This window comes from Phenylobacterium zucineum HLK1 (assembly GCF_000017265.1).
Classification (GTDB): Bacteria; Pseudomonadota; Alphaproteobacteria; order Caulobacterales; family Caulobacteraceae; genus Phenylobacterium; species Phenylobacterium zucineum.
In genome coordinates this window covers 577,848-599,329 of record NC_011144.1, presented here as the reverse complement: position 1 = coordinate 599,329, position 21,482 = coordinate 577,848, and the positions used below count along the sequence as shown (strand labels likewise).

Here is a 21,482-nt window from a genome sequence, read left to right as displayed (position 1 = left end):
CCGTTCGGCCGCCCGATCGGCGACCGGCGTTACGCCTGCCCGGCCCGCCGGACCCGCAGATGCACGCCCGTGACCCCCACCACCTCGACGCTGGCCCCGGCCTCCAGACGCTCGCCGTCCTCGAGTTCGGCGGGCCATTCCTTGCCGTCGATGAACACGCGGCCCGCGCCCCCCTTGAACGCGTGGACCGCCGAGCCGCGCCGGCCCACGAGGCGGTCGACGTTGTCGTTGATGTCGCCGCCGGCGGCCATCACAGACCGGGGCAGGTAGCGCCGGGCCAGCAGGGACGAGGCGATGGTGAGCGCGGCGAAGACCAGCAGCGCCATGGCGAAGGACAGGTCGCCGATGGCCGTGGCGATCGCCACCGCCCCGGCCGAGGCCGCCGCCCAGAGCAGCCAGCCGGTGCCGGTCATGATCTCGATCGCCAGCAGGCCGGCGGCCAGGGCCACCCAGATCCAGAACGGCTGGGCCGCATAGATGTCGCCGAGCAGCTGCATGGGTCAGGCTCCCGTCGGCGGGACGGCGGCCCCGCGGCTTCGCGCCGCAGGCCGTGGCGGCGGCTCGGCGCCGATCGCCTTCACCAGCTCGCCGATCCCGCCCACCGAGCCCACGAGGGCGGTCATCTCGGCCGGGACGATCACCGTCTTCTGCTGCGGGCTGTTGGCCAGCTGGGCGAAGGCCTCCACGTACTTCTGGGCGACGAAGTAGTTGATGGCGTTCACGTCGCCGCGGGCGATGGCGGTCGAAACGAGCTCGGTCGCCTTGGCCTCGGCCTCGGCCTCCCGCTCGCGCGCCTCGGCGTCGCGGAAGGCGGCCTCGCGCCGGCCCTCGGCCTCGAGGATGGCGGCCTGCTTGGCGCCCTCGGCGCGGGCGATTGCGGCCGACTTCTCGCCGTCGGCCTCGGTGATGACGGCGCGGCGCTCGCGCTCGGCCTTCATCTGGCGGGCCATGGCCGCGGTGATGTCCGGCGGCGGCTGCAGGTCCTTGATCTCGATCCGCGCGGCCTTCACGCCCCAGGGGCCGGTGGCCTCGTCGATCACGTTGAGCAGGCGGGTGTTGATCGCGTCGCGCTGCGACAGCACCTCGTCCAGCTCCATCGAGCCCACCACCGTCCGCAGGTTGGTCATGGCCAGCTGCTGGATGGCGTAGTTCAGGTTGTCCACCCGGTAGGCGGCGGCCGCCGCGTCCATAACCTGGATGAACACGATGCCGTCCACCTGCACCGCGGCGTTGTCCTTGGTGATCACCTCCTGGCGCGGCACGTCCAGCACCTGCTCCATCATGTTCACCCGCCGGCCCACGCCCTCGACGAACGGCGTCAGGAAGCTGATCCCCGGCTTCAGCGTGCGGGTGTAGCGGCCGAACCGCTCCACCGTGTACTCGCGCCCCTGCGGCACGATCTTGATGGCGTTGAACGCCACCACCACCGCCAGGAACAGAAAGACGCCTGCGACTGCGAGCTCCATGGCCCGTTCCCTCCCGATCACTCCGGCGAAGCTTATCGGGGGCCGAGGGCTCACGCCACGGAAACCGGACACGCTCCGGCCGAAACCGCGCGCCACGCTCGCGCCAAAGTCGTGGCTCTGTTAGCGCTCCGCCATGCTGATCCGAACCGCGCCGCTGCTGCTCGCCGCCCTGCTCCTGGGCGCCGCCGCCCCCGTCCAAAAGGCCCCTCAGAAGGCCGCCCCCAAGGCCGCCGCGCCGGCCAAGGCGCAGGCGGAGGGCGCCTACGATCCGACGAACCCCCAGAGCCTGCTCGGCCTGCTGACCGCCGCCGGCGCCAGCGTCTCGGGCAACCGGCGCGAGGCGGACTCGGTGTTCGCCGCGGTCACTTCGACGGCGGCGAACTTCTCGGTCCAGTTCGCCGGCTGCAACGCGAGCGGCCGGGCCTGCCAGGCGATGCTGTTCGACGGCCTGCTGGGCGGGGGCGCGCCGACGCTCGCCCAGATCAACGGCTTCAACCAGACCTCGGTCGTGTGCCGCATCTACCAGGACAAGGCCGGCAAGCCGCACGTGACCTACGCCACGCTGATCATGAAGTCCGACACGCGCGACAGCGGCCGCACGCACCTGGCCGCCTGGCAAGGCTGCCTGACCGAGGCGGCCGGCTTCGTCCGGGACCCGACCGGCTACCTCGCCGTCGCGCCCTGACCGTCAGGCGGGGGCCATGGCCCGGCCGCGCAGGGCCGCGACCCGGTCGATCGCCGCCTCGGCCTCGGCCATGATGGCCGCGACGATCTCGCCCGCAGGACGCACGTCGCGGACGCCGCCCGCCGACTGGCCCATGGCGAAGCAGGACTTGTCGGCGTCCAGCCCCTCGACCTGGCCGCCGATGCCGCCCATGACGCCGGCGTTGTGCGAGATCATCGCCTGCATCGGGAAGGGCTGGATGTCGGCCGGGCGGCTTTCCCAGTCCTCGACGTAGGGGTTCTTCTTCACCCGCATCGGCTTGCCCGAGTAGCAGCGGGTGCGCACCGTGTCCTCGTCCGAGGCCGCGACGATGGTCTGGCGGTACATCTCGCCGGCGTGGGCCTCCTTCGAGGCGATGAACCGCGTGCCCATCCAGACGCCGACGGCGCCCAGCGACAGCGCCGCCGCCAGGCCCCGGCCGTCGTAGAGGCCGCCGGCCGCCACCACCGGGATCTTCACCGCCTCCACCGCCTGGGCCACCAGCGGCATGGTGCCGACGAGGCCGGTGTGACCGCCGCCTTCGCCGCCCTGGCAGATCACCGCATCGCAGCCGGCCTGTTCGGCCTTCACCGCGTGCTTCACGGCCCCGCAGACCACCATGACCTTCAGGCCGGCGTTCTTCAGCTTCTCGAGGATCGGCATCGGCACGCCCAGGCCGGCGACGAAGCTGGAGGCGCCCTCCTCTATGATCACGTCGACCGAGTCGGTCAGGCTTTCCGGGGAGGCGGCCAGCAGGTCCACGCCGAAAGGCTTGTCGGTAAGCTTGCGGACCTGCCGCATCTGGTCGCGGATGAAGTCCGGCCCGCGGCCGGCCATGCCCAGCACGCCATAGCCGCCGGCGTTGGACACCGCCGCCACGAGCTCGGCGTAGGACACCCCGCCCATGCCGGCGAGCATGATCGGATGCCTCACCTCCAGCAGGTCGCAGAGCTTGGTGTGCAGGGTCATCGGCTCCTCCCGGTCTTTGGGAGGAGCATGGCGCCCTGGGTTATCGTTGAAAACCGTGACGCGAGGTCAGGCTGCGGTCCAGGCGCCGTCCACCGTCATCGCCGCGCCGGTCGCCGAGGCGCCGAGGTCCGAAACGAGGTACAGGAGCAGGCCCGCGAGGTGCTCGTACTCGACGAACGTCTTGTTGGGCTGGGCCGCCAGGATGACATCCTCCACCACCCGCTCGGGGGCGATGCCGCGGGCCTTCGCCTGGTCGACGATCTGGCTCTCGATGAGCGGCGTCTTCACATAGCCGGGACAGATGGCGTTGACGGTGATCCCGGTGCGCGCCAGCTCGACCGCGCAGGACTTGGTGAACCCCACCACGCCGTGCTTGGCGGCGACGTAGGGCGCCTTGAACGCCGAGGCGACGAGGCCGTGGGCCGAGGCGATGTTGACGATCCGGCCGCGCCCTTGCGCCTTCATCACCGGCACGGCCGCCTTGGTCGCATGGAAGGTGGACGACAGGATCACCGCGATCAGCTGGTCCCACTTCTCGTCCGGGAACTCGTCGACGGGCGCCACGTGCTGGACGCCGGCGTTGTTCACCAGGATGTCCAGCCGGCCGAACTCGGCCTTCGCGAAGGCGATCATGTCGGCGATCTCGGCCGGCTTGGTCATGTCGGCGCCGTGGTAGCGGACCGCCGCGTTGGTGCGGGCCTGGATCGCCTGGCGGTCGGCCTCGATCTTCTGCGGGTCGCCGAAGCCGTTCAGGACCACGTTCACGCCTTGCTCCGCCAGGGCGGTCGCCAGCGCCTGGCCGATGCCGCTGGTGGAGCCGGTGACGACGGCCACGTGGCCTTCGAGTTTGTAGTCGACGGCCATGTCAGTCTTCCTTGTTCCGGGAGGCGGCGGGCGGCGGGGGCTGCGGCCGGGCGAAGGTGAATTCCTCGTCCGTCGAAAGCTCCGGGGCGAAACGGTAGCCGGCGGCGTCGAACCCCTTCAGGTCGGCGGCGCGCTCGATGCGATTGTCGATGGCGTAGCGGGCGAGCAGCCCCCGCGCGCGCTTGGCGTAGAACGAGATGATCCGCGCCTGGCCGTCCTTTTCCTCCAGGAACCGGCAGCTCACCACCGGCAGCTTCAGGGCCCGGCGGTCGACCGCGCCGAAATACTCGCCGCTGGCGCAGTTCACGAGCGTCCTGTCCTTGTGGCCCTGGGCGGCCTCGTTCAGGGCGAGGCTGACCTTCTCGCCCCAGAAGTCGTAGAGGGTGGAGCCCCGCTTCGTCTTCAGCCGCACGCCCATCTCCAGGCGGTAGGGCTGGATGGCGTCGAGCGGCCGCAGCACGCCGTAGAGGCCCGAGAGGATCCGCACATGGTCCTGGGCCCAGGCCAGGGCCTTGCGGTCCAGCTCGCGGGCGCGCAGGCCCTGGTAGACGTCGCCGTTGAAGGCGAAGGCCGCCTGCAGCCCCTCTTCCGAGACCGGGTCGAAGGCCTGGAACCGCTCGCGGTTCAGCTTGGCGAGGCTCTCCGACAGCGACATCAGCCGCGATAGGTCGCGGGCGGTCAGCTTCCGGGCGACCTTGGCGAGTTCGGACGTGTCCTCGGTCATCTGCGGCGCGGTGAGCGGCGCCTGCACGGGCGGCTGGGCGAAGTCCAGCGCCTTGGCCGGGGAGAGCACGATCAGCATTTCGGCCCTCATAAGCGGGACCGCTGCAAAAGGCCAATAGCGCTAGAACAGAACCCGCGGATTGAGGATCCGGCCCGGGTCCAGCGCCTGCCGCACGGCCTTCAGCGCCGCCAGCTCGACCGGGCTCTTGTAGCGCGCGGCTTCGGCCGTCTTCATCGCTCCCAGGCCATGCTCGGCGCTGATCGAGCCGCCGAGGCTCGCCACCAGATCGTGGACGATCCGCGAGCCTTCATCCCGCCTCGCCGAATGCTCGACGTCCGATCCGCTGTCTGGCCGCAGCACGTCGTAGTGGATGTTGCCGTCGCCCACATGGCCGAAGGCGGCGATCCGGCAGCCCGGCGCGAACGCCTGCATCGCCGCGTCGGCCTTGGCCAGGAAGGCGGGGACCTGGCTCACCGGGACCGAGACGTCGTGCTTCCACGTCGCGCCCTCGGGCTTCTGGGCCGGCGACTGGTTCTCGCGGATCGCCCAAAGCGCCTGCGCCTGCGCCTGCGTCTGGGCGACCACGGCGTCGGCGATCAGGCCCGCCTCCAGGCCATCGGCCAGGAACCGCTCCATGGCCCGCTCGGCCGAGCCTTCCTCGGCCGAGGCGAACTCGGCCAGCAGGTACCAGGGATGGGCGCCGGCCAGCGGGTCGCGCGTGCCGGCGATGTTCTTCACCGCGAACTCGATGCCGAGCCGGCCCATCAGCTCGAACGCCTCGACGGCGCCGCCGGCCGCGTCCTTGGCCCGGGCCAGCAGCTCGATGGCCGCCTCGGGGGAAGCGATCCCCAGGAAGGCGACCGCGCGGGAGTCCAGCACCGGGACCAGCTTCAGGCCCGCCGCCGTCACCACGCCCAGGGTGCCCTCGGCGCCGATCAGGAGCTGCTTCAGGTCGTAGCCGGTGTTGTCCTTGCGCAGGTGCTTCAGGCCGTTCCAGACCTCGCCGTTCGGCAGCACGGCCTCCAGACCCAGCACCAGGTTGCGCGTCGAGCCATAGCGCAGCACCTGGGTGCCGCCGGCGTTGGTCGAAACGACGCCGCCCACGGTGGCCGAGCCCTCCGAGGCCAGCCCCAGCGGGAAGCGGCGGCGCACGCCCGCCGCCGCCGCATGCACCTCGGCCACGGTGACGCCGGCCTCGGCGGTGATCACGTCGTCCAGCGGCGAGACCTCGCGGATCGCCCGCATCCGTTCGGTGGAGAGCAGGATCTCGCCCTGCGGGATCTGTCCCCCGACCAGCCCCGTGTTGCCGCCCTGGATGGTGATCGGCTGGCCGGCCTGTCCGCAGACGCCGACCACCGCCGCCACCTCGAACGTCGTCTTGGGCAGCGCCAGGAACGGGGTCTGGCCGACCCAGCGGTCGCGCCACTCCACCAGCTTCGGCGCGATGCGCTGGGGATCCTCGCTCCAGCCGCCCTCGCCGAGCACGGCCTTGAGGCGCGAGATCACGTCGGCGGGGACGGGAGCGGTCATGCGGCGACTATATCAGCCCACGAACCCGGCCGCGCGCTTCAGCCGGTCGTTGATGGCCTCGCCCAGGCCCTCGTGCGGGATCGGCGCGACGGCGATGGCCGACGCTCCCGAGCGGTCCGCCGCCCGCAGCATGGCGAAGAGGTTGGCCGCAGCCTCCTTCAGGTCGCCGGACGGGCTGAGGTTGAACGTCCGCGCCGTCTCGGGCGCCGGGCCGAACGCCAGGAAGGCCTCGCCGGCCGCGGGCGCCGCCGCGTCCAGCCGCACGGGCAGGTCGGGCGCGTAGTGGCGCGCCAGCCGGCCGGGAGAGCGCCTGGCGTCCGCCTCCGCCTCGGCCAGCGGCCCGATCACCGCCTCGATCTCGGCGCGGGTCACCGCCCCCGGCCTGAGCAGGCGGGCTTCGTCCAGCAAGGCGACGACGGTCGATTCGAGCCCCACCTCGCAGGGGCCGCCGTCGAGCGCCGCCGCCGCGGCGTAGCCGGTCTCCTCCAGCGCCGCCGCAAAGGTCGTGGGGCTGGGGCGGCCCGAGCGGTTGGCGGACGGCGCCACCACCGGGCCGCCGAACGCCTGCAGCAGGGCCCGGGCCAGCGGATGGGCGGGCGCGCGGACGGCCACCGTGTCGAGGCCGGCCCGGGCCAGGTCGCAGACCGCGGCCGTGTCCGCGGCCGGCAGCACCAGGGTCAGGGGCCCCGGCCAGAACCGGGCCGTCAGGGCCTCGGCCCGCGGGTCGAACCGCGCGATGCGGCGGGCCATGCCGACGTCCGCCACATGCGAGATCAGGGGATTGAAGCTCGGCCGGCCCTTCGCCTCATAGACGGCGGCGACGGCGCGCGGGTTCGCCGCGTCGGCGGCCAGTCCGTAGACCGTCTCGGTCGGCATCAGCACGAGGCCGCCGGCCTTCAGCGCCTGCGCCGCCGTATGGGGATCGGTCGGGTCCACCCGCGGCCGTTACACGAGGGGTGACCCATGCGGCAACTTTCCCGGCTCGCGCCGTGCGTCTAGAACCCCGGCCATGACCTTCCGAGCCCCCGTCCGCGACATCGCCTTCGCCCTCAAGACCGTCGGCCACTCGGCGCTGGTGGAACGCGCCTTCCCCGACCTCGACGAGGACACCGTCCAGGCCGTGCTCGAGGCCGCCGGCGCCTTCGCCGACAACGAGCTCGCGCCGCTGAACCGCCGCGGCGACCTGGAAGGCGCCCGTTACGAGAACGGCAAGGTCACCGCCGCGCCGGGCTTCGCCGCCGCCTACAAGGCCTTCGCCGAGCAGGGATGGAATTCCCTCACCGCCGATCCGCTGTTCGGCGGCCAGGGCCTGCCCAAGGCGATGGAGCTCGCCGTCTTCGAGATGGCGCACGCCGCCAACATGGCGTTCGCGCTCTGCCCCATGCTGACCCAGGCGGCGATCGAGGCCCTGACGCTGCACGGGACCGAGCGCCAGAAGCGCCTCGTGCTTCCCAAGCTCGTTTCCGGCGAGTGGACCGGCGCCATGGTGCTGACCGAACCGCAGGCCGGTTCGGACCTGGCCGCGCTGACCACCCGCGCCGAGCCCGACGGCGAAGGCGGCTACCGCCTGCACGGCCAGAAGATCTTCATCACCTGGGGCGACCACGACGCCACCGACAACATCATCCACCTGGTGCTGGCCCGCACGCCCGACGCGCCTCCGGGCGTCAAGGGCATCAGCCTCTTCCTGACCTCGAAGTACGAGCTGAAGGACGACGGCTCGCTGGGGTCGCGCAACGACTTCCGCCCCGGCTCCATCGAGCACAAGCTGGGCATCCACGCCTCGCCGACCTGCGTCATGCTCTACGAGGGCGCCAAGGCCGAGCTGGTCGGCGAACTGGGCCAGGGCCTGGCCCACATGTTCGTCATGATGAACGCCGCCCGGGTCCAGGTGGGCGTACAGGGGGTCGGCATCGCCGAGCGCGCCTTCCAGCAGGCGCTGGCCTTCGCCCAGGAGCGCCGGCAGGGCCGCGCCGTCTGGTCGGCCGACTATCCGGCGGCGATCTACGACCATCCCGACGTGCGCCGCACGCTGATGCTGATGAAGGCCAAGATCGAGGCGGCCCGGGGCATCTGCCTGACCACCGGCGTCCTGGCCGATCTCGCGCACCGCGCCGAGGACGAGGACGAGCGCGCCGCCGCCAAGGCGCGGCAGGAGCTGCTGACGCCGATCGCCAAGGCCTGGTCCACCGACGTCGGGGTCGAGGTCGCCTCGGCCGGCGTGCAGATCCATGGCGGCATGGGCTTCATCGAGGAGACCGGCGCGGCCCAGCACTACCGCGACGCCCGCATCGCCCCGATCTACGAAGGCACCAACGGCATCCAGGCCGCCGACCTCGTGGGCCGGAAGGTGCGGATGAACGGCGGCGAGACCATGCGCGGCCTCTGCGCCGAGATGATGCTCTCGGCCCAGGCGCTGGCCGACAGTCCCGGCCTCGCCCCGGTGGGCCGCCGGCTCGCCGAGGGCGTGGCGGCGCTGGAGCGCGCCACCGACTGGCTGCTCGGCGCGGACAACGGCGCGGCCCTGGCCGCCTCCGTTCCCTATCTGAAGCTCGCCGGGGATGTGGTGGGCGGCTGGATCCTCGGCCGACTGGCGATCGCCGCCGACGGTTCGGACGAGCCCTGGCTGCAGGCCAAGGGCGCGCTGGCCCGCCTCTACGCCGCCCAGGTGCTCAGCACCGCGCCCGGCGCCGCTGACGGCTTGGGCGAAGGCTGGGACGAGCTCGAACAGACCCCCGCCGCACTCCTCGCTGGGTAGAGCCGGCTCCACCATCGGTGGAATAGCATTGTTTTTCTAAGCTTTACCTTTTTCGCGTAAGTCTTTCCGCCGGGAGACAAGGGCGTCATGTCTGACGGGGCGGAAGATCGGCCGCAGATGCGCGTGGCCGTGGGCGAGGCCTACAGTCCGTATCAGCTGACGCTGGCCGGTCTGATCTTCCCGATCGGCGGCCACATGGCCTTCAACGCCCTCGGGGCGATCGCCGCGCTGCTCCTCGGCCATCCGCTGATCGCGGCCCTGGCGTTCGCCAGCGCGACGGCTATCGACATCGTCCAGCAACGGCTGCTGCGGCGCTGGCTGCGGACCAGCGGCGAGGCCGACCAGGTCCGCGGCTATCGGCGCCTGGCGCTCCTCTCGGCCGTGCGCGTGAGCACCTACCTCGTCCCCTCCGTCGCCATGGTGCTGGCGGGCGGCCTGGGCGAGATGGCCTATTTCTGGGTGCAGGCCGGCACGCTCATCGCCATCGCCCTTTCGGCCGGGGCGCTGTCGCGGACGATCTTCTGGGGTTTCGTCACGCCGGTGCTGGTCGCCGCGGGCGTGACCTGCCTCACGACCCTGCCGCCCGCGCCCGCCGGCGCCGTGCTGCTGGGCCTTGCGATCATGCTGGCGCTGCTGGCGATGATCTCGAACAACACCACCCAGGCGATCAGCGGCTGGCACGCCGCGTTCAACGCCAACCTCGCCCTCGTGCGCGAGCTGGAGATCGCCCGCGACCAGGCCGTGGCCGAGCGGGCCGCCGCGGACCGGGCGCGCGAGGAGGCCCGCCAGGCCAACCGCGCGAAGTCGAACTTCCTGGCCACCATGAGCCACGAGATCCGCACGCCGATGAACGGCGTCCTCGGCATGGCCCAGCTCTTGAAGCGCGACGAGGCCGACCCGCAGCAGATCGCGCGGCTCGACACCCTGATCGACAGCGGCGAGTACCTGCTCTCGATCCTCAACGACATCCTGGACGTCTCGAAGATCGACGCCGGCCGGCTCGAGATCCTCTCGCGCCCCGAGGACCTGCGCCTGCTGCTGGACCGGCTGGTCGGTTTCTGGGTCGGGCGCGCGATCGAGAAGGGGCTGGCGCTGAACCTGACGATGGGCTCCGGCGCCCCGGACTTCGTGCTCACCGACGCCCTGCGCCTGCGGCAGATCCTGTTCAACCTCGTGGGCAACGCCCTGAAGTTCACCGAGACCGGCGGCGTCGAGGTGATCGTCACCGGACAGCCGGCAAGGGACGGCGTCGTCCTTACCCGCTTCTCCGTGCGCGACACCGGGCCCGGCATCGCCCCGGGCGACCTGCCCCGCCTCTTCGACCGCTTCTCGCAGGGCGACGAGGCCGAGATCCGCAAGTTCGGCGGGACCGGGCTGGGCCTGGCCATCGTCCGGCAGCTCGCCGAGCTGATGGGCGGCGAGGTTGCGGTGGAAAGCCGCCTCGGCGCCGGTTCGACCTTCCATGTCGAGATCCCGCTGACGCTCGCGTCCGCGGCGCCGGCCGCTCCGCTCGCGGCCGCCCCCGCCGCGTCCCAGCCCGCCGGCGGGCTGCGGGTGCTGGCGGTGGACGACAACGCCGTGAACCTGCTGGTCCTGGAACAGGTGCTCGGCGCCTGCGGGGCGCTGGTGGTGAAGGCGACCGGCGCGCGGGAATCCCTCGAACTCGCCGAAGGCCAGCCGTTCGACCTGATCCTGATGGACATCCAGATGCCCGAGATGACCGGGATCGAGGCGCTGGAGCAGCTGCGCGCCGGCGCCTCGCCCAACCGGCTGACGCCCGTCGTGGCCCTGACCGCCGACGTGACGTCGGGCGGCCGCGAGCGCTACATGGCCCTGGGGTTCGCCGAGCACGCCTCCAAGCCGATCCAGATCCCCGACCTGCTGGCCACCATCGACCGGGCCGTGGCCGCCCCTCCGCGCGACGCCCGGGTCGCCTAGGCGGCCGCCAGCGAGGGCAGGTCGTGCAGGGCCGGATCGAGGCCCTTGCCCATCAGGTCGATGAAGTTGTCGCGGTAGAAGCGCCGCCGGGCCGCCTCGCCGACCCCTTCGAGGCTGTCGTTGAACCGCTTCAGCGGATTGCGGCCGCCCTCGACATGCGGGAAGTCGGACGAGAACAGCACCATCTCCTCGCCGGCGTTCTCCATGATCCAGCGCACGTCCTCGTGCGGATAGGGCGTGACCCGCAGCTGGCGGCGCAGGATCTCGCTGGGCCGGGCCGACAGCTTCTGCAGCCGCTCCTCCTTGCCGAAGGCGGCGCAGCCGGAATCCAGGAACCGCATCAGGCTGGGCAGCCACGAGGCGCCAAGCTCGATGGCGCCGAACTTCAGGTTGGGGAAGCGGTCGAAGACGCCGTCGATCACCAGCACCGACAGCGTCTGCCAGATGCTGATCGGGATCGCCATGAAGGTGACCGAGGTGAAGTTCTCGTCCCCGCCGTGGAAGTCCTTCACCCGCGGCAGGCCGTTCTCGAGGTAGTCGGGCGCCATCTTCTCCTCGCCGCCGACGTGGAAGAGGATCGGCAGGCCCGCCTCCTCCGCCAGCGCCCAGAGGGGATCGAGCTCAGCATGGCTGGGCGAGAAGCCCGGCGGATGGCGCGAGGGAATCACCAGGCCCTTGGCCCCCAGGGCGATCGCCTCGCGGGCGATCTGCGGCGCGCGCGCCCGGTCCACCAGCGGGACGTAGCCGGTGGCCAGCAGCCGCCGGTCCACCGAGCAGAACTCGGTCATCATCCGGTTGTGGGCGCGGGCGGCCTCCAGGGCGAGCTCGACCTCGCCCATCTGCTCCAGCCCCCAGTTCGAAAGGCAGGCGGTGGTGAAGACGAGCTGCGAGGCGAAGCCCAGATAGTCCAGGGTCTTCGGCCGGTCCTCGGCCCGGAAGGCGCCCAGGGCCTCGTAGTTCTTCCGCAGGAGTATGCCCGCCTCGGCGCCGGCCCGGAACTCGGGGTCCTCCTGCTGGGCGGCGGCCTTGGCGAACCACTCGGGCAGGACGTCCTTGCGCCCGGTCTTTTCCACGAAGGCGTCGCGCGCCTTGGGGTCCAGATAGCGGTGGATCGTCCCCGGCAGCTCCATGATATGGCTGTCGGCGTCGTGGATCGTCCGGCCCTCGACGTACGGCATGGCGCATCCTCCCAAGACGAGCTCATTCTTGTCCCGGCATTCCGAGCCTTCGAACCCGGCCCGTCAAGGCTTCTGGCTTCGCGATCCCGTCGAGGTGGCGCGCGACCTGATCGGCTGGGAGGTGCTCGTGAACGGGGTCGGCGGGCGGATCGTCGAGACAGAGGCCTACCACCAGGAAGACCCCGCCTCCCACAGCTTCTCGGGGCCGACGCCGCGGAACCGGGTGATGTTCGGCCCGCCCGCGCACGTCTATGTCTACCGCTCGTACGGCATCCACTGGTGCATGAACTTCGTCTGCGGCGAGGCCGGCGAAGGCGCCGCGGTGCTGATCCGGGCGCTGGAGCCGACCCACGGCCTGCAGGTCATGGCCGAGCGCCGCGGCCTGGCCGAGCCGCGCGCCCTCTGCTCGGGCCCGGGCAAGCTGTGCCAGGCGCTGGGCGTCACGCGCGAGCACGACGGCCTGTCTCTGGAGCACGCCCCGTTCGAGCTGCGCGAAGGGTCCGCGGCAGGGATCGCGGTCGGCCCGCGGATCGGCATCACCAAGGCCGCGGAGAAGCCCTGGCGCTTCGGCGAGGCCGGCTCCCGCTTCGTGAGCCGGCCCTTTCCGAGCGCGCCTAGAGCTGCGCCAGCAGGTAGTCGGCGGACGAGACCTTGAATTCCCCGCCCTGCTCGACGTTGAGCTGCTTCACGACCCCGTCCTCGACGATCATCGAATAGCGCTGCGAGCGCGGCCCCATCCCGAACTTGGAGCCGTCCATCTCCAGGCCGATGGCCTTGGTGAAGTCGCCGTTGCCGTCGGCCAGCATGGTGATGTCCTCGCCCACCGCCTGGTCCTCGGCCCAGGCGCGCATCACGAAGGCGTCGTTCACCGACAGGCAGGCGATCTCGTCGACGCCCTTGCCCTTCAGCGCGCCGGCCTCCTGCTTGAAGCCGGGCAGGTGCTTGGCCGAGCAGGTCGGGGTGAAGGCGCCCGGCACCGCGAACAGCGCCACCGTCTTGCCCTTGAAGAACTCTTCGCTGGAGACCGGACGCGGGCCCTCGGCCGTGGCCTGGGTGAGGGTGACGTTGGGCAGCTTGTCGCCGACTTTGATGGTCATGTCCGTCCTCCAATGGGCTTTCATTCCGCTGATAGCCGAACCTCCTTGAAAGCGCCACGAAGAGGCTCGACATTCGCAGACGATGGAAAGCGGGTTCCTGTCCGGCCAGCTCCTGATCGCCATGCCGGGGATCTCCGATCCGCGGTTCGAGCGGACGCTCATCCTGGTCTGCGCGCACGACGCCCACCACGCGATGGGCCTGGCCCTCAACCATCCGGTCGAAGGCCTGACGGTGCCCGACCTGCTGGAGCGGCTGGAGATCAAGTCCACGATCCGACTGCCGCCCGACCTCGTCCTGGTGGGCGGCCCGGTCGAGCGCGAGCGCGGCTTCGTCCTGCACACCGACGACTACCAGGGCGAGTTCAGCCTGCCGGTGGGCGGGGGCGTGGCCCTCACGGCCACGCGCGAGGTGCTGGAGGCCATGGGGAGCTCCGACGGCCGCCCCAGGCGCTCGCTGCTGGCCCTGGGCTACGCCGGCTGGGGCGCGGGCCAGCTCGAGCACGAGATCCGCGAGAACGTCTGGCTGACCTGCGAGGCCGACGAGGCGCTGATCTTCGACGCCGACTACGACACCAAGTGGGCCCGGGCGGTCGCCAAGCTGGGCATCGACCCCACGTTCCTGACCGCCGAGGCGGGCCGGGCCTAGCCCCGCGCCTAGCCTCGCGCCTAGCCTCGCGCCTAGCCTCGCGCCTTCAGGGGCGCCGCGCCGTCGACGTAGCTCTCGTTGAGGTAGACCTCGGCCTCCTGGGCCGACAGGGCCGGGGCATAGCCGAAGCCCTGGCCGTAGTCGCAGCCCAGGGCCAGCAGCTGGCGGGCCATGCCGGCGTTCTCCACCCCCTCGGCCACCACCTCCATCGAGAGGTCCTGGCCCAGCTTCACGACCGACGAGACGATCTTGGTCGAGCCCTCGTTGGTGGCCATGGTGCGAACGAAGTAGCGGTCGATCTTCAGCGTGTCGAAGGGCAACCGGGTCAGGTAGCTGAGGGACGAGAAGCCGGTTCCGAAGTCGTCCAGGGCCAGGGCCGCGCCGGCGGCCCGCAGGTTGCGGAGCGTCACCGCCGCGCGGTCGGGATCGCGCATGACGTCGCTCTCGGTCACCTCCAGCTTCAGGGCGCCCGGCGGCAGGTCGGTCTCTCTGCGGATGGCGAGGACGTCCTCGACCAGGTCCGGGCGGTCGATCTCGCCGGTGGAGAGGTTGACCGAGACCGACAGCTCGCCCGCGGCCCGGTGGCGCCGGCGCCAGGCGGCGAGCTGCCGCGCCGCCTCGCGCATCATCATGGCGCCGATCTCGCTCATGATCCCCATCTCGTCGCAGAGCGGCAGGAACTGCTCGGGCATCAGCAGGCCCCGGCGCGGGTGGCGCCAGCGGACCAGCGCCTCGAAGCCTGACAGGGCCCCGGTCGAGAGCCGCACGATCGGCTGGTAAAAGGGCGCGAGCTCGCCGCGCTTCAGCGCCCCCTTCAGGTCGCCCTCCAGCGCCAGCCGCGACAGGCCGTCGGTCTCCAGGCTGCGGCCGTAGGCGGCCGCCCCGCCGCGCCCGTGGCTGCGGGCGGCTTCCACGGCCAGCTCGGCCCGCCGCAGCAGCTCGGCCGCCTCGGGAGCCTCGTCGCCGCCTTCGGCCTCGACCGCGCCGATGGAGAGGGTGGGATGGATGTCGAAGCCGGCGACCCGCAGCGGCTGCTCCAGGGCGCGCCGCAGGGCCTCGGGTCCCGGAGAACTCTCGGCCGCGCACAAGGCCGCGAACTCGTCCTCGCCGATCCGCGCCAGGAGGGCGCCCGGCGGGAAGGCGGCGGCCAGGCGCGAGCCCAGCGCCGCCAGCACGAGGTCGGCCCGCTCGTGGCCCAGGGCCTCGTTGAGGCGGCGCAGCCGGTCCAGGTCGGCGACGATCAGCTCGTGGGGTCCGGGCGACTGCAGCCGCTCGCGCGCCCGATGGATGAAGCTGCGGCGGTCCAGCAGGCCGGTGAGCGTGTCCTGGTCCGAGGCGGCGAACTTGGTCTCGGGCGCGACCACGCCGGCGGCGCGCACGCCCTCCTCCAGCCAGACGCCGCGCCAGATGCACACGCCCGCCCCGCGCATGCGAAGGCGCACGGCCACCTCGCCGCCCGGCGGCTGGACGCGCAGGATGTCCTCGGCCAGCACCCGGTCCTGGGGCAGCGACAGCGCGCGCAGCGCAGCGGAGGAGCAGTCGGGGGCGAGCGGGCCGAGGCCCAGCGCGCGGGTCGCGCCCGTCAGGCGCAGGCGGTCCTTCTCGGGCTCCCAGACCCAGAGCGCGACATCGGCCGCGCCCAGCGCCTCCAAGGTGGCCGTGGCGTCCCACATCCAGCGGTCGTTCGACATGAAAGCTCGGCCGCGCGTCCTACGGCGCCGGTCAGACCGACACCCCCTCGTCCGGTCCGTCGTGATCCCCCAACGGGCTGACGAGGCCGAACAGGACATGATCTCGCCAGGCGCCGTTAATTTTCAGATAAGCCTTGGCGTGGCCCTCCTCGGCGAAGCCGGCCTTGCCCAGCAGGTCACGGGAGGCCTGGTTCTCCGGAATGCAGGCGGCCTCGAGCCGGTGCAGGGCCAGGGTCCGGAACGAGAAGCCGATCAGCGCCTTCACCGCCGCCAGCGTCAGGCCCTGGCGCGTGAAGGGCTTGCCACACCAGTAGCCGATGGAGCCCGTCTGGGCGACGCCGCGGCGGATGTTCGACAGCGTGATCCCGCCGGTGAGGGCGTCGTCGGACGTGCGGAAGACGAAGAAGGGATAGGCCGCCCCGACCTCCCGGTCGCGGGCGTAGGCCAGGAGCCGGCGGCGGAAGGCGACGCGCGACAGGTCGTCGGCGGGCCAGGTCGGCTCCCACGGCTGCAGGAACGCGCGGCTCACGGCGCGCAGCTCGCGCCACTCGGCGTAGTCGGACGCCCGGGGCGGACGCAGGCGCACGCCCTCGCCTTCCACGCGAAGGCCGCTTTCCGGCGCGATCCAGTCCAACAGGGCCATTCCCTAGAGCCTCGCCGATTTGGCGCCGGGACGCTAGCCGCCCACCGCCTTGAGGAACGTCTCGGCGGACTTCAGGGCCGCCTTGGGCCCCAGCACCGCCACGGCCGCCTTGCGGGGCTCGAGGATCCGCCGGGTCAGCGCCGCCAGCTGCTCGGCGCTCACCGCATCCACCTCGGCGGCGATCACCTCGGGATCGAGCGGCCGGCCGAACAGCAGCACCTGGCCGGCGGCCTGCTCGGCCCGGGCCAGGGCCGCCTCGCGCCCCATGAACATCGAGCCCTTCAGCTGCGCCTTCGCCCGGGCCAGCTCGGCTTCGGGCACGGGCTCGGCGAGATTGCGGATCTCGTCCACCGTCACCTGCGCCAGCTCGGCGGCGTCCTCGGCGGCGCAGCCGGCGAAGACGCCCAGCACCCCGGTGTCGGCGTAGGTCTCGGAATAGGCGTCGATGGTGTAGGCGAGGCCCCGCTTCTCGCGCGCCTCCTGGAACAGCCGCGAGGCCATGCCCCCGCCCAGGATCTCGGCCAGCAGGCGCAGGGTGAAGTAGTCCGGATCGTGGACGCCGACCGCGGGCAGCAGCAGCACGACGTTCGCCTGCTCCAGCGGCTTGGCGATGGTGCGGACCCCGCCTGTGAAAGCCGCAGGCTCAGGCGTCGCCGCCAGGCCGCCGCCGTCCGCCGCGCCGAAGTCGCGCTCGGCCAGCCGCAGCAGTTCGTCCTCGTCCACGGCTCCCGCCGCGCTGATCACCAGCGAGGGCGCGGCGTACAGCGCCCCGCGCCAGGCGCTGAGCGTCTCGGGCGTCGCGACGGCGATCGACCCGGTGGTCCCCAGGATCGATCGACCGAGCGGATGGCCCGCGAAGGCGGCCTCCTGCGCCAGCTCGAAGACCAGGTCGTCCGGGGTGTCGGCCGCCTCGGCGATCTCCTGGCCCACCACCTGCTTCTCGCGGGCGAGGTCGCGGGCGTCCATCGTCGGCCGCAGCAGGAGGTCGGCGATGACGGACGAACCGAGGTCCAGCCCGCCCTTCAGCGCCCGCACCTGGTAGCTGGTCCGCTCGTAGCCGGTGGCGGCGTTGATGTGGCCGCCCTCGGCCTCGATCACCTCGACGATCTCGCGGGCCGAGCGTCCGCCCGCGCCCTTGAACACCATGTGCTCCAGCAGGTGCGACCAGCCCGACCGCGCCTCGTCCTCGAACCGCGCGCCGCGGCCGGCCACGACCGACAGCGCCACGGTCTGCCAGCCGGGGATCGGGTCGCAGACCACCCGCACCCCGTTCGCTAGCCGGTGGACCCGGGGCAGGCGCGCCTCAGCGCTCGGCGAACGCGCGGACATAGGCCTTGATGGTCTCGGCCTCGGCCGGCAGCCGGTCGAAGCGCTCGCGTCGGTCGGCGAGGTTGGCGACGCCCCGCGGCAGGGCCGGCATGGCGCCGCAGGCCTTGGCCACGTCGTCCGGGAACTTGGCGGCGTGGGCGGTGGAAAGCACGACCACGGGCCCGGGCAGGTCCACGTGGCGCAGGGCGGCGACGCCCACGGCGGTGTGCGGGTCGATCAGCTCGCCCGTCTCGTTCAGCGTCGAGACGATCGTGCGGGCCGTCTCGTCCTCGCCGATGCTCACGCCCCGGAAGACCTCGCGCATGGCGGCGTAGGCGCTGGGCGGGATGTCGATGGCGCCGGCCTCGGCGAACGCCTGGAAGGCGCGGGCCGTCTCGACCGGCTCGCGCTTGACGGTCTCGAAGTAGAGCCGCTCGAAGTTCGACGCCGACTGGATGTCCATGGCCGGAGAGATGGTGGGTTGGACCGCGCCGCGCACGTAGCGGCCGGTCTCGAACGCGCGGGCCAGGATGTCGTTCGCATTGGTCGCCGTGGCGATGCGCGCCACCGGCAGCCCCATGCGCATGGCCACGTAGCCGGCGAAGGCGTCGCCGAAATTGCCCGACGGGACGCAGAAGCTGACCTTCCGGTGCGGGGCCCCGAGCGCGACGGCGGTGGTGAAGTAGTAGACCGCCTGGGCGGCGATGCGGGCGAAGTTGATCGAATTGACGCCCGTCAGGTCCACGGCCTGGCGCAGGGACTGGTCCTGGAAGGCCTGCTTCACGATGGCCTGGCAGTCGTCGAAGGTGCCCGTCACCGCCACGCAGGCGACGTTGTCCTCCTCGGCCGTGGTCATGAACCGGCGCTGGACCTCCGAGATCCGGCCCTCGGGGAAGAGCGCCACGATCTTCACGTTCTTCCGGCCGCGGAAGGCCTCCACCGCCGCCCCGCCCGTGTCGCCCGAGGTGGCGCAGAGGATCGTCTGCGTCCGCCCCTGCGCGCCCAGCAGGTGGTCGTACAGCCGCGCCAGGATCTGCATCGCCACGTCCTTGAACGCGAGCGAGGGCCCATGGAACAGCTCGGCCAGGAACGCGTCGGGCCCGATCTGGACCAGCGGCACGACGGCCTTGTGGTTGAAGGTGGCGTAGGCCTCCTCGCACATCTCGCGCAGGTCGGCGGCGGGGATCTCGTCGCCCGCGAAGGCGCCGATCACCGCGGCGGCGACCTCGGCATACGGCTTGCCGGCGAAGCCCTCGATCCGGGCGCGGCTGAACGTCGGCCAGGCCTCGGGCACATAGAGCCCGCCGTCGGGGGCCAGGCCCGAGAGGACCGCATCGGTGAAGCCGACCGCGGGGCACTGCCCGCGGGTCGAGACGTAGCGCATCAGGTCTTCCGCCGCTTGAGGAGCATGGCCGCATAGACGCCGAGCAGGGCGGCGGCAAGGCCGTACCAGGTCACGGCGTACTCGAGGTGACGGTTGGAGATGTTGGCCGGGACCGGCGCGGGCGTCAGGCCCTTCCACTCCGGGTTGGACGAGGTTTCGGCCATCAGGAACACGGGGGCGGGGTCGGCGGCCCCGAGGGCCGCGGCCATCGCGGGGATGTCGCGGGTGAACCAGCGGTCCGGCCGGTTCGGCGGCGAGAACGTGCTCTTGGCGTCGGGCGCGCGCAGGACGCCGGTCACCTCAAGCGGCCGCGCATCGGCGGCGTCGACGGGCGGGCGGGCCGAGACGGTGTCGGGCACGAAGCCGCGGTCGACGAGGATGCTGCCGTAGCCGCCGCCCTCCGCGGGGCAGGCCGATATCAGGCGGGCTCCCGCCTGGCCCTCGCGCAGGCCGTAGAGCTCGAGATAGGGGGCGGACGCGAGGCCCGGGCAGGTGACGGCGACGCGCACGAAGTCCACGTCCTCGCCGCGGGCGGCGGCGGCGAGCACCGGCCCCAGCGGCCGGGCGGGCGCGGTCTGCAGCGCCTCGATGCGGGCGATGAGGTCGCGCTTCCAGGCCAACCGCTGGAGCTGCCAGGTCCCCAGCGTCAGCAGGATGGCGAGCGAGATGGCCGTGGCGATCGTCAGGCCCAGGGGGAACCGTCGGGCGTCAGTCATCGCGCCGGGCTTCCGAGGCCTTGTTCATGAACTGCGCCGCCAGCAGCAGGCCCTTCAGGGGCCGCAGCAGGCCCAGGCACAGGACCAGCGTCGCCGGCAGCCAGAGCACGAGGTGCACCCAGACGGGCGGGCTGTAGGCGACTTCGGTGAAGAGTGCGGCGAAGGCGACGACGAACCCCGCGATCAGGATCACGAAGACGGCGGGGCCGTCGCCGGAGTCGGCCTTCGCAAGGTCGTAGCCGCAGGCGTCGCAGCGAGGCGCGACCGCCAGGAAGCCTTCGAAGAGGCGGCCCTCTCCGCAGTTGGGGCAGCGTCCGGCCGCCCCCGCCAGCAGCGGGTGGGGCCGGGACACCTTAGTGCGCAGGCCCGCCGAAGACCACGTAGATGAAGGCGAACAGGAACAGCCACACCACGTCGACGAAGTGCCAGTACCAGGCCGCCGCCTCGAAGCCGAAGTGCTTCTGGGGCGTGAAGCCGCCGCGCATCAGGCGGATCAGGCAGACCAGCAGGAAGATGGTCCCGATCAGGACGTGGAAGCCGTGGAAGCCGGTGGCCATGAAGAAGGTCGAGCCGTACAGGCCCGAGTTCGCGGCCTCTTCCGAGAAGAAGTACTGGTGCGACAGGATGTGGTGGTACTCGTACGCCTGGATCGCGGTGAACAGCGCCCCGAGGATCACGGTCAGGATCAGGCCCATCTTGGCGCCCTTGCGGTCGCCTTGCTGCAGGGCGTGGTGGGCCCAGGTCACCGTGGTGCCCGAGAGCAGCAGGATCAGGGTGTTGACGAGCGGCAGCTCCCACGCCGGCACCGTCTCGACGCCCTGCGGCGGCCAGGTCGCCCAGGCGTTGCGGACCTCTTCGATCGACGAGGCGGCGCGCACGTCGTTGAAGAGCGCCATCTCGAAGAACATCCAGAACCAGGCGACGAAGAACATCACCTCGGACGCGATGAACAGGATCATGCCGTAGCGCAGGCCGATCGAGACGACGGGGGTGTGGTCGCCGGCGTTGGCTTCCTTCACCACGTCCCGCCACCAGCCGAACATGGTGTAGAGCACGCCCGCAAGGCCCGCGGCGAACAGCCACCAGGTGCCGGCGGGAAGGCCGAACAGGCCCTTCATCCACACGACGCCGCCGAGCGCCATCACCATCGCCGACAGCGAGCCGACCAGCGGCCACGGGCTCGGGTTGACCAGGTGATAGTCGTGTTTGACGCCTTCGGCCATGTCGGTCCTAACCCCTCGACAAGTCTCTTAAGCCGCCGGACGCGCGCCCCCATGGAGTCGCACGGCGGAAAGTCGCGGACGCTATAGCCTTGCGCCGACCCTCCCGCCAAGGGGGAAAGGCGCCCGCGCGGGCGGGGATTTTCAGTCGGCCGCGCCCTGGGCCGTCTCCGGGCCGTAGCGGAGGCCCGGTCGGGGCCGCGGACCGGCTTCGGCGCAGCCCCTCGCCTGATGCAGGCCGGCCAGCAGCGAGAGCCGCGCGCGGGCCGCCTGGAGCCGCCGCTCGGCCGACCGCAGGCGGGCCTCGCGCCGGGCTTCCGCGTTCGGGCTCGAGGGGGCCGCGACCGCGCCGGCCTCGAGGATCCGCCCCATCGTCAGGGACGTCGCCTCACGCATCACGCGGGCGTCGGCGAGTTGGACCTGGCGCGCGCGCTCGGCGCTGCGCGCGGCCGCCGCGCGGGTCTCGAGGATCTCGGTGCGGAGCTGCTCGCAGGACAGCGTCGCATCCTCGCGATAGCCGGCCATCGGCCCGGCTGAGGCGGCGGCGTGGGCGGCGCCCGCCGCCGACAGGGCCAGGGCGGCGATGGTCAGGACGGCCAGGCGCATGACGGCTTCCCTCGGCTCACGTTCGGCCCAGGTCAGCACGA

The 21,482-nt window shown here is 71.9% G+C and carries 22 protein-coding genes; 5 read left to right on the top strand and 17 right to left on the bottom strand.

What is annotated here, in order from left to right; translation table 11 throughout:
- Positions 1-29: 29 nt before the first annotated feature.
- Positions 30-497, bottom strand: coding sequence for an NfeD family protein (locus PHZ_RS03055; RefSeq protein WP_012521127.1), 468 nt, complete (start codon positions 495-497; stop codon positions 30-32).
- A gap of 3 nt (positions 498-500) precedes the next feature.
- Positions 501-1,466, bottom strand: a complete 966-nt coding sequence (locus PHZ_RS03050; RefSeq protein WP_012521126.1) for an SPFH domain-containing protein — start codon at positions 1,464-1,466, stop codon at positions 501-503.
- 133 nt (positions 1,467-1,599) lie between these two features.
- Between PHZ_RS03050 and PHZ_RS03045 the strand changes: the two genes are divergently transcribed.
- Positions 1,600-2,151: a hypothetical protein gene (locus PHZ_RS03045; protein ID WP_041373067.1), complete on the top strand. Its 552-nt coding sequence runs from the start codon at positions 1,600-1,602 to the stop codon at positions 2,149-2,151.
- 3 nt (positions 2,152-2,154) lie between these two features.
- On the opposite strand, the gene PHZ_RS03040 is transcribed toward PHZ_RS03045, so the two are convergent.
- The 5 genes from PHZ_RS03040 to PHZ_RS03020 form a co-directional block, all read right to left on the bottom strand.
- Positions 2,155-3,138 carry an NAD(P)H-dependent flavin oxidoreductase gene (locus PHZ_RS03040; protein ID WP_012521125.1) on the bottom strand — a complete coding sequence of 328 codons (984 nt, stop codon included), beginning with the start codon at positions 3,136-3,138 and terminating at the stop codon, positions 2,155-2,157.
- Positions 3,139-3,204: 66 nt separating this feature from the next.
- Positions 3,205-4,002 carry a 3-hydroxybutyrate dehydrogenase gene (locus PHZ_RS03035; RefSeq protein WP_012521124.1) on the bottom strand — a complete coding sequence of 266 codons (798 nt, stop codon included), beginning with the start codon at positions 4,000-4,002 and terminating at the stop codon, positions 3,205-3,207.
- Position 4,003: 1 nt separating this feature from the next.
- A complete protein-coding gene (yaaA, locus tag PHZ_RS03030; RefSeq protein WP_012521123.1) occupies positions 4,004-4,804 on the bottom strand; it encodes a peroxide stress protein YaaA in 801 nt (266 codons plus the stop codon).
- A gap of 42 nt (positions 4,805-4,846) precedes the next feature.
- Positions 4,847-6,256 (bottom strand): FAD-binding oxidoreductase, encoded by a 1,410-nt coding sequence (locus tag PHZ_RS03025; protein WP_012521122.1) that lies wholly within the window; start codon positions 6,254-6,256, stop codon positions 4,847-4,849.
- Positions 6,257-6,268: 12 nt separating this feature from the next.
- Positions 6,269-7,192: an L-threonylcarbamoyladenylate synthase gene (locus PHZ_RS03020; protein WP_012521121.1), complete on the bottom strand. Its 924-nt coding sequence runs from the start codon at positions 7,190-7,192 to the stop codon at positions 6,269-6,271.
- A 73-nt stretch (positions 7,193-7,265) separates the two neighbouring features.
- Between PHZ_RS03020 and PHZ_RS03015 the strand changes: the two genes are divergently transcribed.
- Together PHZ_RS03015 and PHZ_RS21450 are read left to right on the top strand one after the other, a co-directional pair.
- Positions 7,266-9,014: an acyl-CoA dehydrogenase gene (locus tag PHZ_RS03015; RefSeq protein ID WP_012521120.1), complete on the top strand. Its 1,749-nt coding sequence runs from the start codon at positions 7,266-7,268 to the stop codon at positions 9,012-9,014.
- 87 nt (positions 9,015-9,101) lie between these two features.
- Complete coding sequence (locus PHZ_RS21450) at positions 9,102-10,952, top strand: ATP-binding protein (protein ID WP_012521119.1); 1,851 nt, start codon at positions 9,102-9,104, stop codon at positions 10,950-10,952.
- Here PHZ_RS21450 and PHZ_RS03005 read toward each other — a convergent pair.
- On the bottom strand, positions 10,949-12,130 hold the full coding sequence (locus PHZ_RS03005) for an amidohydrolase family protein (RefSeq protein WP_012521118.1): 1,182 nt from the start codon (positions 12,128-12,130) through the stop codon (positions 10,949-10,951). The two genes, PHZ_RS21450 and PHZ_RS03005, sit on opposite strands and share 4 nt — an antisense overlap.
- 28 nt (positions 12,131-12,158) lie before the next feature.
- Between PHZ_RS03005 and PHZ_RS03000 the strand changes: the two genes are divergently transcribed.
- On the top strand, positions 12,159-12,785 hold the full coding sequence (locus tag PHZ_RS03000) for a DNA-3-methyladenine glycosylase (RefSeq protein ID WP_201765266.1): 627 nt from the start codon (positions 12,159-12,161) through the stop codon (positions 12,783-12,785).
- Here the strand turns inward: PHZ_RS03000 and PHZ_RS02995 are convergent.
- Complete coding sequence (locus tag PHZ_RS02995) at positions 12,745-13,227, bottom strand: peroxiredoxin (RefSeq protein WP_012521116.1); 483 nt, start codon at positions 13,225-13,227, stop codon at positions 12,745-12,747. The genes PHZ_RS03000 and PHZ_RS02995 overlap by 41 nt on opposite strands.
- A gap of 82 nt (positions 13,228-13,309) precedes the next feature.
- On the opposite strand from PHZ_RS02995, the gene PHZ_RS02990 reads away from it, so the two are divergent.
- Positions 13,310-13,873: a YqgE/AlgH family protein gene (locus PHZ_RS02990; protein ID WP_012521115.1), complete on the top strand. Its 564-nt coding sequence runs from the start codon at positions 13,310-13,312 to the stop codon at positions 13,871-13,873.
- Positions 13,874-13,905: 32 nt separating this feature from the next.
- On the opposite strand, the gene PHZ_RS02985 is transcribed toward PHZ_RS02990, so the two are convergent.
- The 8 genes from PHZ_RS02985 to PHZ_RS02950 form a co-directional block, all read right to left on the bottom strand.
- Positions 13,906-15,564, bottom strand: coding sequence for a putative bifunctional diguanylate cyclase/phosphodiesterase (locus PHZ_RS02985; protein WP_012521114.1), 1,659 nt, complete (start codon positions 15,562-15,564; stop codon positions 13,906-13,908).
- 31 nt (positions 15,565-15,595) lie between these two features.
- Complete coding sequence (locus tag PHZ_RS02980; protein WP_012521113.1) at positions 15,596-16,207, bottom strand: GNAT family N-acetyltransferase; 612 nt, start codon at positions 16,205-16,207, stop codon at positions 15,596-15,598.
- 33 nt (positions 16,208-16,240) lie between these two features.
- Positions 16,241-17,536: a M16 family metallopeptidase gene (locus PHZ_RS02975; protein ID WP_012521112.1), complete on the bottom strand. Its 1,296-nt coding sequence runs from the start codon at positions 17,534-17,536 to the stop codon at positions 16,241-16,243.
- On the bottom strand, positions 17,511-18,899 hold the full coding sequence (gene thrC / locus PHZ_RS02970; RefSeq protein WP_012521111.1) for a threonine synthase: 1,389 nt from the start codon (positions 18,897-18,899) through the stop codon (positions 17,511-17,513). Before thrC ends, PHZ_RS02975 begins: the two co-directional genes overlap by 26 nt.
- Complete coding sequence (locus PHZ_RS02965) at positions 18,899-19,615, bottom strand: SURF1 family protein (RefSeq protein WP_012521110.1); 717 nt, start codon at positions 19,613-19,615, stop codon at positions 18,899-18,901. The genes thrC and PHZ_RS02965 overlap by 1 nt, the downstream gene beginning before the upstream one ends.
- The gene (locus tag PHZ_RS02960) at positions 19,608-19,967 is read right to left on the bottom strand and encodes a DUF983 domain-containing protein (RefSeq protein ID WP_012521109.1); all 360 of its coding nucleotides are present in this window, start codon (positions 19,965-19,967) and stop codon (positions 19,608-19,610) included. Before PHZ_RS02960 ends, PHZ_RS02965 begins: the two co-directional genes overlap by 8 nt.
- Position 19,968: 1 nt before the next feature.
- Positions 19,969-20,838, bottom strand: coding sequence for a cytochrome c oxidase subunit 3 (locus PHZ_RS02955; RefSeq protein WP_012521108.1), 870 nt, complete (start codon positions 20,836-20,838; stop codon positions 19,969-19,971).
- 141 nt (positions 20,839-20,979) lie between these two features.
- Positions 20,980-21,441 (bottom strand): hypothetical protein, encoded by a 462-nt coding sequence (locus PHZ_RS02950; RefSeq protein WP_041373064.1) that lies wholly within the window; start codon positions 21,439-21,441, stop codon positions 20,980-20,982.
- Positions 21,442-21,482: the final 41 nt, after the last annotated feature.

Excerpts from the sequence above, each read along its gene's own strand:
- PHZ_RS03050 (WP_012521126.1), bottom strand. The coding sequence starts at position 1,466 with ATGGAGCTCGCAGTCGCAGGCGTCTTTCTGTTCCTGGCGGTGGTGGTG.
- PHZ_RS03015 (WP_012521120.1), top strand. The coding sequence starts at position 7,266 with ATGACCTTCCGAGCCCCCGTCCGCGACATCGCCTTCGCCCTCAAGACC.
- PHZ_RS03025 (WP_012521122.1), bottom strand. The coding sequence starts at position 6,256 with ATGACCGCTCCCGTCCCCGCCGACGTGATCTCGCGCCTCAAGGCCGTG.
- PHZ_RS03035 (WP_012521124.1), bottom strand. The coding sequence starts at position 4,002 with ATGGCCGTCGACTACAAACTCGAAGGCCACGTGGCCGTCGTCACCGGC.
- PHZ_RS02965 (WP_012521110.1), bottom strand. The coding sequence starts at position 19,615 with ATGACTGACGCCCGACGGTTCCCCCTGGGCCTGACGATCGCCACGGCC.
- PHZ_RS03045 (WP_041373067.1), top strand. The coding sequence starts at position 1,600 with ATGCTGATCCGAACCGCGCCGCTGCTGCTCGCCGCCCTGCTCCTGGGC.
- PHZ_RS02995 (WP_012521116.1), bottom strand. The coding sequence starts at position 13,227 with ATGACCATCAAAGTCGGCGACAAGCTGCCCAACGTCACCCTCACCCAG.
- PHZ_RS02985 (WP_012521114.1), bottom strand. The coding sequence starts at position 15,564 with ATGTCGAACGACCGCTGGATGTGGGACGCCACGGCCACCTTGGAGGCG.
- PHZ_RS02950 (WP_041373064.1), bottom strand. The coding sequence starts at position 21,441 with ATGCGCCTGGCCGTCCTGACCATCGCCGCCCTGGCCCTGTCGGCGGCG.
- PHZ_RS02975 (WP_012521112.1), bottom strand. The coding sequence starts at position 17,536 with ATGTCCGCGCGTTCGCCGAGCGCTGAGGCGCGCCTGCCCCGGGTCCAC.
- PHZ_RS21450 (WP_012521119.1), top strand. The coding sequence starts at position 9,102 with ATGTCTGACGGGGCGGAAGATCGGCCGCAGATGCGCGTGGCCGTGGGC.
- yaaA (WP_012521123.1), bottom strand. The coding sequence starts at position 4,804 with ATGCTGATCGTGCTCTCCCCGGCCAAGGCGCTGGACTTCGCCCAGCCG.
- PHZ_RS02955 (WP_012521108.1), bottom strand. The coding sequence starts at position 20,838 with ATGGCCGAAGGCGTCAAACACGACTATCACCTGGTCAACCCGAGCCCG.
- PHZ_RS03055 (WP_012521127.1), bottom strand. The coding sequence starts at position 497 with ATGCAGCTGCTCGGCGACATCTATGCGGCCCAGCCGTTCTGGATCTGG.
- PHZ_RS02990 (WP_012521115.1), top strand. The coding sequence starts at position 13,310 with ATGGAAAGCGGGTTCCTGTCCGGCCAGCTCCTGATCGCCATGCCGGGG.
- PHZ_RS02980 (WP_012521113.1), bottom strand. The coding sequence starts at position 16,207 with ATGGCCCTGTTGGACTGGATCGCGCCGGAAAGCGGCCTTCGCGTGGAA.
- thrC (WP_012521111.1), bottom strand. The coding sequence starts at position 18,899 with ATGCGCTACGTCTCGACCCGCGGGCAGTGCCCCGCGGTCGGCTTCACC.
- PHZ_RS03040 (WP_012521125.1), bottom strand. The coding sequence starts at position 3,138 with ATGACCCTGCACACCAAGCTCTGCGACCTGCTGGAGGTGAGGCATCCG.
- PHZ_RS03005 (WP_012521118.1), bottom strand. The coding sequence starts at position 12,130 with ATGCCGTACGTCGAGGGCCGGACGATCCACGACGCCGACAGCCATATC.